The following is a 15,615-nucleotide window of genomic DNA, read 5'->3' on the forward strand; positions in this document are numbered from 1 at the left end:
TCAACAGTTGGGCGTGGCGAACGCCAGCACGTCTTCCAGGCGTGCTTTACCCAGCGCTAGCTGAATCAGGCGGTCAATACCCAGCGCGACGCCCGCGCCTTCCGGCATGCCGTGCTCAAGTGCGGCAAGCAAATGCCCATCAATATCGACCTCAGGCAGGCCCAGGCGACGCCGTTCGGCGTTGTCTTCATTAAAGCGCGCCCGCTGCTCGGCGGCATCGGTCAGTTCATGATAACCATTGGCCAGCTCAATACCGTTCAGGTAAAGCTCAAAGCGCGACGCCACCCACTCACCGTCGGCGTCTTGATGACGGCGCGCCAGTGCTGCTTGACTCGCGGGATACTCCAGCACCACACTTAATTCGTTCTGGCCCAGCTGCGGCTCAATCACCATGCTCATCAGCAAATCAAGGCAGGTATCGCGACCTTCTTTGGCCAATGCCCCGGCGGGCATCTGCCCCCGCTCTGAAGCCAGCGCACGCAGCTTTTCAAGCGAGGTGGTAAACGGGTCGACCGCCAGATAGGTGTGAAACAACTCACGATACCGGTAGTGCACTACCGGCCCGGCAAACGAAGGCAAAAGGGTCATCACCAGATTCGTCGTCTCACCGATCAGCTCGCCCAGCGCGAATCCCGGGCGATACCACTCGAGCATGGTGAATTCAATATTGTGCCGGGAGCCGACTTCACCATCACGAAAGCTTCGCGCCAGCTGGTAAATAGGCCCACTGCCTGCAGCCAGCAACCGCTTCATGTGAAATTCAGGCGAAGTTTGCAGCCATAAACGGCGCAGGCCTTTATCGGTGCGCGCCTGAGTAACCAGCGACACCAGATGCACGTCGGTGCTTCCCCCCTGCCCAAGCACGGGGGTTTCCACTTCCAGAACGTCACGCTTTGCAAAAAAAGCCCGCACGTTTGCCAGCAGGCGGGCACGCTCACGCAGCGTGGCAATGTCTGCACTGGGTTGCCAGTCAATGGCCATTACCGCCCCTTAAATAAAATAAAAGCCACGCAATCGCGTGGCAATACGGTAGTACACGAGCCATTTAGCGCGTAGTTATACTCAACTACGCACTGATTTGGCGGTGTGTTAAGCGCGAGACACGTACTCGCCGGAGCGGGTATCGATTTTCAACACTTCACCCTGGTTAATAAACAGCGGGACACGTACAACGGCACCCGAAGACAGGGTTGCCGGCTTAGAGCCGCCCTGCGCCGTGTCGCCTTTAAGGCCAGGATCAGTCTCGACAACTTCAAGTTCAATGAAGTTGGGCGGAGTGACGGAGATCGCCTTGTCATTCCACAGCGTAATCGTATAGGGCACCTGCTCTTTGAGCCATTTTGCGGTATCACCCAAGGCTTTCTTTTCAACGGCATACTGTTCGAAAGAGCCATCGGTTTTCATGAAGTGCCACATGTCACCGTCGGAATAGAGATATTCCATCTCCAGATCCATGACATCAGCGCCTTCCAGCGAATCACCGGATTTAAAGGTACGCTCGCCTACACGGCCGGTCATCAGGTTACGCAGCTTAACGCGGTTGAACGCCTGGCCCTTGCCGGGCTTGACCAATTCATTCTCGACGATCGAGCAAGGATCGCCGTCGAGCATTACTTTTAAACCGCCTTTGAATTCATTGGTAGAATAGTTAGCCATGTTGCCTCTCAGTGATCTATTTCAGTTAGCTATTACAGTTAGCGATGCATGGCAGCATACTTCGCCGCAGCGTGGATAGCATCGTCAAATAAGTGCGCGCATGATAACCCGAAGGAGGGCCTTTTTGCAGGAGAACATTATGATCGTTGCCTCGGATAAGCACGAGCGATTCAACGAAGCCCCAAGCCCGACGTGGCAACGGCAGCTTTCAAGTGCCATTCGCGACCCGCATGAGCTCTGCCAACGCCTTGGGTTAAGCGAGGCGTGGCTGCCTGGCGCTCGTAAGGGGCATCAACTCTTTGAAGTGTGCGTGCCCGACGCTTACCTTTCAAGAATCGCCCATGCCACGCCGGACGATCCCTTACTCCGCCAGGTGTTGCCGCTGGGTGATGAGGCCGTGTCAGCCATAGGCTATGTCACCGACCCGCTGGAAGAGGCCGAGCATCGACCCGCCCGCGGCCTGATTCACAAGTACGCAGGCCGGGTGCTGCTGATCGCGAGTCCCAACTGCGCGATTAACTGCCGCTACTGTTTCCGCCGCCATTTTCCGTATAGCGATAACTCGCCTTCACGCGCCGAGTGGCAGGACGCGCTGCAATATCTTCGTGATGCCCCCTCCATCCATGAGGCGATTCTCTCGGGTGGCGACCCGCTGGCAGCTAACGACCGTCAACTCGCCTGGCTGGTGGGTGAGCTGGAAAAAATACCCCACCTTAAGCGCTTGCGTATTCATACGCGATTACCGGTGGTGATACCTGACCGGGTGGATAGTGCACTGCTTGACTGGCTGGGCACCACGCGCCTGCAAAAAGTCATGGTGCTGCATATCAACCACGCCAATGAGATCGATCAAGCGGTTATTGATGCCTGCACCCGACTAAAAGCAGCAGGTGTCACGCTTCTCAATCAAAGCGTGCTGCTACGCGGTATTAACGACGAGGTCGAAACGCTGGCAACGCTTTCCGAGCGGCTGTTTGAGGCGGGTGTACTGCCCTACTACCTGCATGTTCTAGACCCGGTTCAGGGAGCGGCGCACTTTGATGTGCCGGATGACGAAGCGCGCACAATCGTCACTCAGCTGCGTGAGCACTTACCCGGCTTTTTAATGCCCCGGCTAGTGCGCGAAGTGCCCGGGGAGGCTAGTAAAACACCGCTTTAAAAGCGCAACTGGCTGATTGAACATTTTGAAGACCTTCTATTGCACAAGCTAAGAATTTGCGATGGGAAGGTTTTCAGAAAAGTAGATTTCCATCGAGACAGCGCCGCTATCCGTTTTTTCACCACTTGCTACTTCAATGGCCCGGGCATAGATGGCGCTCGGGTTCTGGGTAATGACCATATCCATTCCGCCCTCGACCAGCATGCTGCGAGTATCGGGGGTTAGCCTATGCCCTATAAAGCATATCTCTTCGCGCTTTGATTCATGCAGCGCTCGACCAATTCCATCAGATGAGCCGCCGACATTATAGATCCCGACAATATCCGGATGCTGCTCTAATAAGCGGCACGTGTTGTGGTAGTTTTCGTCCCGGTTATCGTGGCCTTCCTGAGGTCCAATCACCGTTAAATGAGGAAAGCTCTCCTCAATCAGCGCCAAAAATCCCATCTCCCTTTCCATATGCGCGCGATAAGCGCGGCTCGCCGCCACAAGCGCCAACTTACCTTGAGGGGCACGGCAGAAGCGTCCCATTACTTTGGCGGCGGTACGTCCTGCGGCAAAGTTATCAATCCCGATATAGGCATGCCGGTTCGAGGTGGGCAGGTCAGAGATAATGGTAACGACGCGTTTTCCGGCATTCACCAGCTCATCGATCACCTGACGCACTTTGGGATGCTCAATGGCCATGAAAATCACCGCATCAGAAGTCTTGCCGTAGCGCCGCAAGGCCTGAACCAACGCCTCTGGATTGAAGCTTTCGATGAAGTGGCTGCGCACTTTAAGGGGCTCCATCGACTGTTCTGCCAAGGCTCTTACATAGGTATTTAGCCCGGTGAGATACGGATTGGCCCCCTGCGGCAATAAAAACACAACTTTTGAAAAAACTGGCCCCAGGCGGGCTTTAACCTCCTCTTCGCCTAAATAGCCCACTTTAACCGCCGCTTCCAGCACGCGATGAAGCGTAACGTTGCGCACGCCGGGCCGCCTGTTCAGCACGCGATCCACGGTTGCCGTAGAGACGCCGGCCGCCATCGCAATGTCGGGTATCAAGGGACGCTTTACATCAAAAACCATCATGAATTCCTCATTGCTTAAAAGAGCACCCCTGCCCTAGCCTATTGGTTAGTAGCAGGTGGAAAACACTTGGCTACAAAACAATAAAAAACAATCATGCCTGGAGAACAACAATGCTAGTTAAACTAGTTCGTAATAGCCATCTCGCTTTAATAGCCGGCGCCTTCGCGCTAAGTGCAACAAGCGTGACCGCACAGGAAGTCACTCTTCGCTACGGGCACATGCATACGCCCAACTCCATTGCGGGTATGCAGGCCGAATGGCTAGCGGACGCCATTGAAGAAAAAACGGGCGGCGATGTGGCCGTTGAGATCTACCCCAACTCTCAGCTAGGCCGCCTGCAGGAACTCGCCGAAGCGGTTTCCACAGGCTCCATTGCGCTTTCCCACAATACCGCGGGGGCTATTGGCTCTCTCTACGCTCCGTTCGCCGCCTTTGATACGCCCTACCTTTATCGCGATGTTGATCATCTGATGAAGGTGATGGATGTCGATTCTCCGGTGATGAGCACGCTGAACGAAGAACTGGCTGACGCTTCAGGCGTACGCTTGCTGTATGCCTTCTACTTTGGCACCCGGCATCTTACGGCCAACCAGGAGATCCATACGCCTGACGACTTAGCCGGTGTCAAAATTCGCTCGATTCCATTCCCCATCTATATGGCGACCGTTGAAGGAATGGGCGCCATCCCGGTGCCGGTGGATTGGTCAGAAGTACCCACGGCACTTGCAACCGGCGTGGTTGAAGGCCAGGAAAACCCGGTCAACGTAGTGGTCAGCGCCAAACTTAATGAAGTACAAAGCCACATGATGCTAACGGGCCACATCAGTGCCGCACAGGTTATCGTCATTAACGATGATACCTGGCAGTCCTTATCCTCCGAGCATCAAGCGGCTATCGCTGAAGCGGCGCTGGAAGTACGCGAACGTGCTACCACCGCCATGCTGGAAGCAGAAGCCAGTGACCTTGCGCAACTTGCCGAGGCAGGTAATGCAGATTATTGGCCCGGAAGAAGGCTTGGATGTAGATGCCTTTCGTACCCGTGTGCAAGCGCGAATTACCGAAGAGTTCGATAGCCAATACGGCGATCTCTATCAACTCATCAACGAAACGCGTTAAGCCATGAACGGTCAAGAACCCCTATTAGGGCGAAGCCTTAGCCGGCTGTCCGAGATTTGTGTGGGTATTGCGATGCTATTGCTGGTGATCATCACCGTATTGGTCGTCGCTCAGGTACTCGCCAGAAATCTATTCAGTATTGGGCTGCCATGGGCGGATGAAGCCTCACGGTTTGCGGGTATTTCCATGGTGTACCTTGCGACCCCTTATCTGCTGTTCCACGGCCAGCATGTCGCAGTTACCATGCTGGCGGATGCGCTATCCGGCGTTAAGCGCACCCTGTGTTTAGCGATAGCGGAACTCGCAACGTTAGGCTTTTGCGCCCTGACACTTTACGGATTTTATCGCTTCCTGGTGCGTGCGGGGCGCTTTTCCTCGCCCGCCATGGGGATTCCCAATTTGTGGCTATACATGCCAGCGCTTATCAGCATCGGGTTGCTTGCGTTGATCTCACTCTATCGCCTGGGGCGGATGATGCAGCGGAGGGCTTTAGTATGTCCTTAACGCTACTGCTCATCTTTGCGGGAAGCTTGCTGATTGGTGCACCGGTCGCGGTTAGCCTGGGTCTATCAGCGGGGCTGGTGATTTTTTTCTACGACCTGCCGTTCACGGTCATGGCGCAGCGCGCCATTAATACGCTGGACAGTACGCCACTGTTGGCGGTGCCGCTTTTCATACTCGCAGCGTCATTGCTGGGCGCCACCGGGGTCACCACGCATCTGTTTGAACTGATGCGCATGGTGGTTGGGCGCATTCGCGGCGGTATGGCGCACGTTAATGTGCTTACTAGCTTGATCTTTTCCGGCATGTCCGGCGCAGCATTAGCCGATATCGGGGCATTGGGCGGGATTCAAATTCGTCAGATGGAGCAACAGGGCTACACCAAGCGCTTTGCAGCCGGTCTTACGATTGCCGCGGCGACGATTGGGCCGATCTTTCCTCCGTCGATTCCCCTGATCATCTTTGCCACGGCGGCTGAAGTTTCCACCATTCGTGCGCTGTTGGCGGGCGTCGTCCCTGCGCTCGTAGTGGCAGCGGCGTTAATGATACAAGTCGCGGTCATGGCAAGACGCTCTCAACTGCCGCGTGATGGTGTACAGCCAAGCTTTGCCGCCTTTCGTAGAAAAACGCTGATTTCTCTGCCTGCCTTACTCGCCCCGGTGCTGTTAGTCGGCGGGATGGTCAGCGGTTACTTCGGGCCAACGGAAGCGGCGGGCATGACCACTGCCTATGCCATTCTGATTGGGGTGGTTATTTATCGCACTTTAACCGTTCGTTCTTTTCTGACCTGCACCCGGGAAACCGTGTTATCGACCGCCAACGTGCTTTTTGTTGTCGCCTCCGCGGCCTTGTTTGCCTGGGTACTCACCATGGATCGTGTTCCAGCCCATGCAGGTGAGTGGTTACTGAACGTGTCGGATAATCCGCTCGTTCTTCTGCTTCTCCTGAATCTGCTTTTACTGGTTGTGGGCATGTTCCTGGAAGCTATCGTCGCGATCCTTATCATCGCCCCGATTGTGACACCCGCCTTGCTGCAAGCAGGTGTACCCCCGGAACAGCTAGGCGTGGTGTTCGTACTCAACCTGATGCTTGGACTGCTGACCCCGCCGGTGGGCATGAGTCTTTACATGGTATCAATCGTTACCAAGATGCCGCTTTCCTCGATTATTCGCGGTGTAGCCCCCTTCTATCTTTCCCTTTTTGCAGCCTTGGCGTTGGTCACTTTGGTGCCCTCTTTGTCCACCTGGTTGCCTAACCTTGTTATGTAGGAAGTGTCATGAGCCAATATCTTGGAGCTATTCGTCAATTAGGTTATGTGGTCAACGATATCGAAGCGGCCATGGAGTACTGGAACAAAGTGATGGGCGTGGGGCCTTTTTTCTACAACCCGCGCGTACCTATCGAGAACTATACGTATGACGGCAAGCAATATGACGTGCATAACTCGGTGGCCCTGGCTAACTCAGGCTTCATTCAGGTTGAGCTGATCCAAACGCGTAACGATGCCCCCTCCATGTACCGTGATTTTCTACAAGCGGGCAATACAGGGTTACAGCATGTCGCCTTTTGGACAGAAGACTATGACACCGACCTTGCCGCCATGCAGGCCAGGGGCTATCACGTCAAAATGAGCGGTGAAGTGGGTACCAATGGGCGTTTTGCGTATTTCGACCGTGAGTACCATCCGGGCACCGTTATTGAGCTTTCCGAGGTACTGGGTCCTAAAGGCAAAATGTTCCGCATGATCCGCGAAGCGTCCGAAAACTGGGACGGAAAAGATCCCGTGCGTCCTTTCCCGAACCTGAAAGAGGCAGAAGCATGATTCGCGCTGCCTATCAGATCGAGACGCCGCTTGATCCATCGCTCGTAGCAGAGATGATGGCCGGTGAGCAAAGCTCAGGCACCTTCGTCAAAGTAAAGGGCGAGACCCAAGCCATCAGAGAGCGCTTTGGTGCCAGAGTCACCCATTTAGAAATACTCGAAGAGCTGGATTCACCCAGTCTTTACAGCGCCTATCTGGAGCGCAAGGGTGTTAAAGGCCCGTGGAAAAAGGTGGCGGTGGAGATTGAATATCCTGAAGACAACGTCGGGGTTAATCTTCCGAATCTTGCCGCAACCGTTGCCGGGAACCTTTTCGACTTAGGCGAGCTTACCGGCTTACGTTTGATGGCGCTGCAGCTGCGCCCGGAATATCGCGACCGTTACTCGCTGCCGACTCACGGTATTGCCGGTACGCGCAGTACAACAGGCGTGGCAAATCGCCCCCTGTTTGGGACTATTTTAAAGCCTAATATCGGTATGAGCCCCACTGAAACCGCCGACCTTGTCGAGCAGCTTTGCGAGGCTGGTGTTGACTTCATCAAAGATGACGAAATCGCAGGCAATCACCCGTATGCGCCGGTAGAAGAGCGTGTCAGCGCGGTGATGCAGCGTATCAGGCAATTTAGAGAGCGTACCGGCCGCAACGTCATGGTCGCGTTCAATATCACCGACGAGCTGGATGCCATGCGCCGCCACGCCGACCATGTTCAGGCCGAAGGCGGCAGCTGCGTAATGGCGAGCCTTAACTGGTGTGGGCTTTCCGCGCTGCAAAGCCTGCGCGCCTCAACGCCGCTCGCCATTCACGGCCACCGTAACGGGTTTGGCGCCTTCGCACGCCATCCTGCTTTAGGCATTGATTTTTCCGCCTATCAAACGCTTTACCGCCTGGCGGGCATTGACCACATGCACGTCCATGGCATGGGCGGAAAATTTGCCGATCAAACCGATGAAGTAGCCCACGCCGCCAAGCTTTCGCTCACCGCGCTAGGCGATACGGATGATCGCGTGATGCCGGTGTTTTCCTCTGGTCAGTGGGCAGGCACCCTGCCACTCACCTGCACTAAAATCCAAAGCGCTGACTTTATGTTTTTAGCCGGCGGCGGCATCCTGGCGCATCCTGACGGCGTGGCTGCGGGTGTGGCAAGTCTTCAGGAGGCCTGGCAAAGCATTGAAGCAGGTACGCCGCTTGAGTGCGCCAATCGCCCGGCGCTTGCCAGGGCGCTCGACTTCTTCGGTGAGCGCTAGGCATGCGCTATATATTTGTCGCGGATGACTTTACCGGCGCGTCCGACACCCTGGCGACGCTGCGGCGCGCCGGATTAAAGGCGCGGCTCTATCTGACGGCTCCCTCCTGCGAAGAAGTCGCCGACCTTGATGCGTTTGGTATCGCAACGGCGGCACGCAGTATGGATCAACAAGCCCTAGCCACAGAAATGCAGCGTATCGGCCATCAGCTATTGCCGCATCAACCGGATATTCTGCATCTAAAGGTTTGCTCCACCTTTGATAGCAGCCCAGACACGGGCAATATTGCGACCGCCGTTACCGCGCTTTCTGCACAGCTAAAACCGGCCACCACCTTGATTGTGGGCGGCCAACCCAGCCTTGGGCGTTACTGCGTGTTTGGCAATCTGTTTGCTAAAAGTGCTGATGGGCAGATATATCGCATCGACCGTCATCCGGTCATGCAGCAACACCCGGTAACACCCATGCTGGAAGCTGACCTGCGCCGACACTTTAGCGCTATGGGCCTTGCCAACATTAATCTTCTGGATAGGATCACACTGCATACTGACGCCGCCGCCCCCAGCGCCCCAGTGCTGTGTGATGCGCTTGATAACCACGATCTCAAGCGTATTGGCGAACGCTTTCGCCACGCTTTGAAGCCACAGCTGTGGGTTGGCGCCAGCAGCGTGGTGGAAGCGCTTTATCCCAACGCTCACACTATCGAACCACCCAGCAGCCTGCCCGGCCCGCTTCTCGTCTTTGCGGGCAGTCGCTCTTCTGTCACGGCCGCTCAAGTGGCAGCCACTAGCCGCATGGTCAAAGTGACGATTTCGGCCCGCCAGCTGGCCACCCACTCACACGCCGAGTATGAGCAGATTTTGCGCCACCTGCGCGAAGGCAAAGCAACCCTTGCTGTATTAGATGAAGATACAACACATGGTCTTACGGCACTGGAAATCGCCCAGCATTGCGCCAAGCTGATCGCTTCACTCATTCACTCCAATAGTATCGGTACGCTGCTTGTTGCCGGGGGTGACACCTCAAGCCTGGCCATCCACCAACTGCGGCCTCAAAGCATTGACTATCTCGGCCCGCTCGAGGCAGGTGTGTCGGTTTGTGGGGCAAATTTTGCCGATGGTCATCAGCTACCGGTGATTATGAAGGGCGGCCAAATGGGTTCAGTTACGCTTTTTGATAGCGTTTGCGCGCTAACCTGCCACAACGATAAATAAGCGGCATCAATAGCCATAAAACAGGTACCAGCAGCCAGCGCCAGACAAAACGTGCGATCAGTAGAAACGGCAGCAACACCAGCAGCCAGATAACGAATTGCCCCAGCCACACCGGCAAGCCAAGCCATTTCGCTACATTGGCGCCCAGTGCGCTTACCAGCGACGGGTGGCGAACCACTACATAAGCCGTGGTGGCAACCGCCACCACCTTGGCCATACGCGACAGGCTGGCAAAACGCCCACTGCCTGCCACGATGCCCGAACGTAATCCAGTGCGTGCTCCCTGGGCTTCAATACTGCCTACCCGTGCACCTCGTGCGATGCGCCCTGCCCGCAGCACCTTAACGGTACTCGCCATCAGTAAAAGATCGACACCGGCCCAGCCCACGTCCGCGGCACCAATCGCTGCATCGCGACGCCACTGGTTTTCCAGATTGCGAATACCGCTGGTAAAGAAATCGCTGAGGCCTGCCACAACACGCTCACTTTGCAGCCAGTGCACATCGCCCTCGCGATCCACCACAAACTGGTTGAGCAAGCCATGACCTTCAGTATCCAGCAGGGCAATACCCATTTGGCCTCGCCGGTACGGGCTCCACTCGGCTATGTCTGTTGGGCCGCCTTGCTCCTGCACATCTTCAGTTTCCTCACTCCACCAACGGCTCAGCTGCTGATAATGCTCACCCACCCAGTGCTGAGCACGCAGCGTGGCAATATCGTTATCTCGATAGTAAATGATCGGCAACACGGCATCGGGACCAAAACGCACCAGCACCTGCTGAAACTCAGGCAATGCGGCATACTCGCGTAACGCTACACGGGCGATATCGCCGTAGCGCAGGATGGCCAAATGGGCGCTCATCCAGAGCGCCTGATCTTCAGCGTAATGGAGAAAAATGGCGTTGAGTTCAGCCGACTCCTGAGCCAGCGAAGCTTCAATGGCGGGCAATGTTCGCTGCGCTTCAAGTCGCACGAGGCGTGGCTCAAAAGCTTCGCTGGAGGCCAGCGCCGCCAGCCCACCCGCCAAAACGGTCGCTATCGAAGCATCGTTAACCAGAGTCGCATGCCTTACTTTCTCCCTGTGCGCGCTCCCGCGTCATTATTAAAAACGCTGCTGCGTTAACTCACCTAAAACACAACCTTAGCAATCACACCACTAACTTCTTTTTAACCGAGATATCTTAAACAAAACGTCAAGTATGGGTGCTGAGCGATTGGCTATAAAGCCAGGCTATTAGCTATAAATAATGCTCTAGCCAGCAAATTACTCTCTATTGCTTTATCCAGCTCGAAAAAACATATTTTTCTGCTAATGTTAATAGGCTAACTATTTTTCTTAGTATTTGTTTCGTTTTAATATTTTCCACCTGGAGACAAGAACGCCATGTCGCAATCACTCAGGGCTAAGCTAGGCGCTTTTGTGCTATTGGCCGCCTCTGTTATCGGGCTTATTACCGCACTTTATGCCTACTTCACTCCACTGACAGGTGTTACCGGATCGCTCGGCGCGCTCGTGGTTATCGCGGCCTGTATCGTGCTGATTATTTTGGCGCTTATGCTGGCGACGCTTCAAGGCCGTGGCGCCCGTATTGCTCTGCGCGTGTTAATCCTGATAGGCCTTGCCGGTACATGCTTTGCCGGATTGCTGCTGCATCAGTGGTGGCTTTGCGTTGCCATGGTACTTGGCTTGATCGGATTGATCATCGATCTTTGCCGCCCGGCTCACAATACCCGTCCCACTCATTTATAAGGAGCCGTCCGTGCCAATACCCCGTTTTACCGAGCAGCGCCTTGCCACTTTATCCGCACCGGTTTTGTTCAAACCCGCCAGACACGGCTTAGCGCTGGCACTGTTTATGGCCCCCTTGACGCTACTCGCTCAGGATCAGCCAGCAGAGCCTTCCAGCGCTGAGCAAACAGGCGAAGCAGAACAAGCGCCCGCCCGCGCACCCATTCCTTTAGTGCCCGAAGGTGCGGTCTGGGATAGTTTTCACGGCCAGCTCAACGCGCAGAAATACAGTCCGCTCGATCAAATTAACGTCGACAACGTAGGCGAGCTCGAAAAAGCTTGGGAGTTTCATACCGGCGACGTGTCGGATGGTTCAGGCGACACCGCTCCGACAGTTTGGTCGGCCACCCCGGTGTTCGCCAATGACACTGTGTATATCGGCACGCCCATGTACCGGGTGTTCGCTCTCGACCCGGCCACCGGCGAAGAGCGTTGGCGCTTTGACACTCAATCCACTCAGGAAGCGCTGACGCAGCCAGCGCTCAAAAGCCGCGGCGTCGCCTACTGGGAAGCCGACGAGCCCGTTGCTGGCAACGTCTGCGAAAAAATCGTTTACTTCGGCACAATGGATGCTCAGCTCTTTGCGCTGGACGCCGATAGCGGTGAGCTGTGCGAAGACTTCGCTGACGGCGGCGTACTGAACGTCAACGAGTGGAACAACATGCCCGAAAACTGGCCGCTGTCGCTGCTTCAGCCGCCCACCGTCGTGGGCGACCGGCTGATTCTAGGCTGGGCGGGCAAGGATTGGGAAGAGAGCGAGGCCCCGGCAGGTACGGTGTTCTCCATCAACGCACGCACTGGCGAGCGCGAGTGGACGTTCGAGGCGCTCTCCGAAGAGATGCGCCAGCGAAGCGGCACCGCCAACGTTTGGACGCATATGGCCGCCGACGAAGAGCTGGGTCTCGTTTATTTACCCGTTGCCTCGCCCTCGCCCAACTTCTGGGGCGGGAACCGCACAGAGGAAGCGCCGCTGGCGACCTCAACCACGGCGCTGGATATCGAAACCGGCGAGGTGGTTTGGTCGCGCCAGTGGGTACATCACGATATTTGGGACTACGATATCAACGCCGCACCGACACTAATGGACATTACCGTCGACGGCGAGGAAATCCCGGCGCTGATGCAGGCGACCAAAATGGGCTTTCTGTTCGTGGTCAACCGTGAAACCGGCGAAGATGTCTGGCCGATTGAAGAACGCGAAGTGCCCGGCGGCGACGGCTCCGTGGAAGGCGAGGTTTACTCACCCACCCAACCTTTCCCCACCGTACCTGCGCCGCTTCTAGATCAATCTGAAAAGCCCGACGTGTGGGCGCTGGCGGATGCGGCAAGCTTTGGTCAGTGTTCCGCGCTTTGGGACGATCTTTGGTACGAGGGCATGTACACCCCACCCACCACCCGTGGCGAAGGTACGCTCGCCTACCCAGATAGCGCAGGCGGCGTTCAGTGGGGCGGCGTTGCCTTCGACCCAATCAGCCAGACGGCGGTGGTGAATACCTCACACATTGTGCAGTACATCAAGCTCTTCAACCGTGAAGATTTTGATGAAGCCGACAGCGGCTCAGGCAACGAAAGTGGCTATTCGCCCCAACTCGGCGCGCCCTACGGTATGCGCCTGGAAGTGGCGCTGAACTGGCTGGGCATGCCCTGCTGGGAGCCGCCTTTCGGTGAGCTGGTGGCGCTCGACATGACCACAGGCGATGTCAAATGGCGTCGTCCGGTGGGCGCGTCGCAGCAGTTCGGCTTCTTTATGCCCGAAAGCTGGGGCTCGCCCACTATCGGGGGCCCAGCGGTGACTGCAGGAGGCCTGATCTTCATCGGAGCCTCTATGGACGCCAAGGTGCGCGCCTACTCGCTGGAAACTGGCGAACAGCTCTGGTCGGACCAGGCCCAGGCGCCCTCCGTCTCCAATCCTGCCGTTTACGAGTATCAAGGCCGCCAGTACGTTGCGTTTATCGCAGGTGGCAATACGATTCTCAAGGATCAGGTCGGCGATCAAATAGCGGTCTACGCGCTACCGGAATAACTGCGTTTAAAAGCGGCAATCTGCGGGGCGGCCTTTAGCTTAATGCTAAAGGCCGCCCCGTTTGCATGAGGAGTACCCCCCATAAATACGCAGCACCACGTTCTGATTAAGCGGCATGCCGCTTAGCGTCAAACAATTGTCATCGTTGCCCCGTATGGTTGCCTGCTGGCACTGCGACAACGATAACTCTTTGGAGACATTAATGAAAAAAGCTTTAATGCTGCTGGCACTTCTTACCATGACGCCCGCGCTGGCCGCGCCTTCTGGCGATATTATTGAGATAACACTGGGCGAGCTACACCCTACACAGCCAGCGCTTGGCTACCGGCAGATGGATTATAAGCAGGGCCGTTTCGCCGTCGATCGTGAGAAGTTTTTCGATGAATTTTGTGAAACAGGCGGTCAAGGCGGCATTGCTCAGTTTGATGAGGCTTCCTCTCTGCACGCTACCGATAGCTTTGCATGCACCGACCCTGTCGGCACGCATCCAGAAGATATGAAAACCGCGGTGATTGCGCCCAACGGCGGTTTTTATCTTACCGATGGCCATCATACGCTGGGTAACTACCTGGCGTTGGAAGGCCCTGAGCTTCGCATGCCGCTGCTCATCACGCATGATTTCAGCGAACTGCCGGATATGGAACGTTTTTGGGCCACCATGGAAGAACAGCGGCTGGTTTGGCTTGATGCGCCCGACGGCCCGATCACATCCGAAGAACTGCCTGAACAGCTGGGCCGTGACCATCAGGTCGACGACCCTTACCGCTCGCTGGTCTATTTCACACGCGGGGTAGGTTATAAAAAGCCTGACACACCGCCGCCATTTCTGGAGTTTTATTGGGGACAATGGCTCGCCGAACAACTCCCCCTCGACACGCTAGATTTAACCACTCTTGAAGGCTATACCGACGCGGTTACTCAGGCGGCCACGTTAATGGTTGAGATATCACCCGACACACTGATCGCCGATACCGCCACGGGCAGCCTGACTGCTCAGGAAATGGGCCAGCTGCCAGCATTTAACGCAGCAGAGCTTGATAAACTGCTGTCGCCCCGCGGCAAACTAACCTACGCATTCTCCCTCGAATAACCCTCACTCAAAGCAAGCACAAGCTTATTTCAAACGGTTTTGGACGTATCAACAGGCTGGCTGACCGCCGCCTGTTGTGATGAGGGCGTATTACTCTGATTCAGCGCCGATTCCATACGATCAAGCTGCGCTTGCAGCCCACGTACGTCATTGCGTAATGCCTTTAACTCGGCCTCTTCACCCTCACCGTTATCCAGCGCCATTTGCGCGCTCTCTTTTTGCATTACATCAAGCACGATACCAATCATCATGTTCAGGAAGATGAAAGCATTCAAAAAGATAAACGTAAGGAAATAGATCCAGGCGTAAGGGTAAACCTCCATCGTGGGATACAGCACGGCGGTTGCCCAGCTTTCAAAGGTAGCCACCTGGAAAAGTGTCAGCATCGCCAGCGCAATGTTGCCCCAAAGCCCTTCATCGACGTTATGGAAAAGAAAGCTGCCAATCGCCGCGTAGATGTAAAAAATGATAAACATCAGTAGAACGACATAGCCCATCCGTGGGATGGATTTCAGCAATGCGCCTAACAGCATTTGCAGCTCAGGAATCATGGACACCAGGCGCAGTACCCGGAAAATCCGTAAGAGCCGCGCCAGCAGCACCATTTCCGAGTCATCCATAGGGATCAGGCTGGCCGTCACAATGATGAAATCGAAGATGTTCCAGCCTTTCTTGAAAAAGCTCAGCAAGGTGCGTTCAGCGGCCATTCTGATCAAAATCTCGACCAGGAAGAATACGGTTACCGCTATATCAAGATAGAGCAGCCACTGCTCTATGCGCGTTGTTTCTTCATAGGTTTTAGCACCAATCATCAGCGCGGAGAGAACGATAATGGAGATAACAATGCTTTCAAAAATTTTGTTGCTGCGCAGCTGTTCAAAGCGCGACTGCCAGGTATTGAACGGTTCACTCATGGAGCAAGGA

The 15,615-nt window shown here is 55.6% G+C and carries 15 protein-coding genes; 10 read left to right on the forward strand and 5 right to left on the reverse strand.

The genetic code is table 11. The features are described from left to right. Window positions 1-981: an EF-P lysine aminoacylase EpmA gene (gene epmA, locus ACT3R7_RS01155; protein ID WP_192537093.1), complete on the reverse strand. Its 981-nt coding sequence runs from the start codon at window positions 979-981 to the stop codon at window positions 1-3. Window positions 982-1,089: 108 nt separating this feature from the next. Then, a complete protein-coding gene (gene efp, locus ACT3R7_RS01160) occupies window positions 1,090-1,656 on the reverse strand; it encodes an elongation factor P (protein ID WP_192537092.1) in 567 nt (188 codons plus the stop codon). Between the two features lie 139 nt (window positions 1,657-1,795). On the opposite strand from efp, the gene epmB reads away from it, so the two are divergent. Then, entirely contained in the window at window positions 1,796-2,815 is a 1,020-nt protein-coding gene (epmB, locus tag ACT3R7_RS01165) for an EF-P beta-lysylation protein EpmB (protein WP_192537091.1), read from the forward strand. Window positions 2,816-2,863: 48 nt separating this feature from the next. Here epmB and ACT3R7_RS01170 read toward each other — a convergent pair whose 3' ends face one another. Continuing rightward, complete coding sequence (locus ACT3R7_RS01170; protein WP_496198716.1) at window positions 2,864-3,892, reverse strand: LacI family DNA-binding transcriptional regulator; 1,029 nt, start codon at window positions 3,890-3,892, stop codon at window positions 2,864-2,866. A gap of 110 nt (window positions 3,893-4,002) precedes the next feature. Between ACT3R7_RS01170 and ACT3R7_RS01175 the strand changes: the two genes are divergently transcribed. The 6 genes from ACT3R7_RS01175 to ACT3R7_RS01200 are packed head-to-tail and all read left to right on the forward strand — an operon-like array spanning window position 4,003 to window position 9,789. Then, window positions 4,003-4,965 carry a TRAP transporter substrate-binding protein gene (locus tag ACT3R7_RS01175; RefSeq protein WP_417421046.1) on the forward strand — a complete coding sequence of 321 codons (963 nt, stop codon included), beginning with the start codon at window positions 4,003-4,005 and terminating at the stop codon, window positions 4,963-4,965. Between the two features lie 46 nt (window positions 4,966-5,011). Next, window positions 5,012-5,512: a TRAP transporter small permease gene (locus ACT3R7_RS01180; protein ID WP_192537089.1), complete on the forward strand. Its 501-nt coding sequence runs from the start codon at window positions 5,012-5,014 to the stop codon at window positions 5,510-5,512. Next, window positions 5,503-6,777 carry a TRAP transporter large permease gene (locus ACT3R7_RS01185; RefSeq protein WP_192537088.1) on the forward strand — a complete coding sequence of 425 codons (1,275 nt, stop codon included), beginning with the start codon at window positions 5,503-5,505 and terminating at the stop codon, window positions 6,775-6,777. The genes ACT3R7_RS01180 and ACT3R7_RS01185 overlap by 10 nt, the downstream gene beginning before the upstream one ends. An 8-nt stretch (window positions 6,778-6,785) precedes the next feature. Continuing rightward, window positions 6,786-7,331 carry a VOC family protein gene (locus ACT3R7_RS01190; RefSeq protein WP_192537087.1) on the forward strand — a complete coding sequence of 182 codons (546 nt, stop codon included), beginning with the start codon at window positions 6,786-6,788 and terminating at the stop codon, window positions 7,329-7,331. Further along, complete coding sequence (locus ACT3R7_RS01195) at window positions 7,328-8,575, forward strand: RuBisCO large subunit C-terminal-like domain-containing protein (RefSeq protein ID WP_192537086.1); 1,248 nt, start codon at window positions 7,328-7,330, stop codon at window positions 8,573-8,575. The genes ACT3R7_RS01190 and ACT3R7_RS01195 overlap by 4 nt, the downstream gene beginning before the upstream one ends. 2 nt (window positions 8,576-8,577) lie before the next feature. Then, on the forward strand, window positions 8,578-9,789 hold the full coding sequence (locus tag ACT3R7_RS01200; RefSeq protein WP_192537085.1) for a four-carbon acid sugar kinase family protein: 1,212 nt from the start codon (window positions 8,578-8,580) through the stop codon (window positions 9,787-9,789). Here the strand turns inward: ACT3R7_RS01200 and ACT3R7_RS01205 are convergent. Next, window positions 9,740-10,762: a hypothetical protein gene (locus ACT3R7_RS01205; RefSeq protein WP_496198717.1), complete on the reverse strand. Its 1,023-nt coding sequence runs from the start codon at window positions 10,760-10,762 to the stop codon at window positions 9,740-9,742. The two genes, ACT3R7_RS01200 and ACT3R7_RS01205, sit on opposite strands and share 50 nt — an antisense overlap. Window positions 10,763-11,173: 411 nt before the next feature. Here ACT3R7_RS01205 and ACT3R7_RS01210 point away from each other — a divergent pair, with 411 nt between their 5' ends. The 3 genes from ACT3R7_RS01210 (at window position 11,174) to ACT3R7_RS01220 (ending at window position 14,691) form a co-directional block, all read left to right on the forward strand. Beyond that, entirely contained in the window at window positions 11,174-11,539 is a 366-nt protein-coding gene (locus tag ACT3R7_RS01210) for a hypothetical protein (RefSeq protein WP_192537083.1), read from the forward strand. Window positions 11,540-11,549: 10 nt separating this feature from the next. Continuing rightward, on the forward strand, window positions 11,550-13,601 hold the full coding sequence (locus tag ACT3R7_RS01215) for a pyrroloquinoline quinone-dependent dehydrogenase (protein WP_318782735.1): 2,052 nt from the start codon (window positions 11,550-11,552) through the stop codon (window positions 13,599-13,601). A gap of 202 nt (window positions 13,602-13,803) precedes the next feature. After that, window positions 13,804-14,691, forward strand: coding sequence for a ParB/Srx family N-terminal domain-containing protein (locus ACT3R7_RS01220; RefSeq protein ID WP_193090957.1), 888 nt, complete (start codon window positions 13,804-13,806; stop codon window positions 14,689-14,691). A 29-nt stretch (window positions 14,692-14,720) separates the two neighbouring features. On the opposite strand, the gene ACT3R7_RS01225 is transcribed toward ACT3R7_RS01220, so the two are convergent. Continuing rightward, window positions 14,721-15,605, reverse strand: coding sequence for an ion transporter (locus tag ACT3R7_RS01225; RefSeq protein ID WP_192537081.1), 885 nt, complete (start codon window positions 15,603-15,605; stop codon window positions 14,721-14,723). Between the last annotated feature and the right edge of the window lie 10 nt (window positions 15,606-15,615).

The organism is Halomonas sp. AOP43-A1-21, assembly GCF_052376775.1.
GTDB lineage: Bacteria > Pseudomonadota > Gammaproteobacteria > Pseudomonadales > Halomonadaceae > Vreelandella > Vreelandella colorata.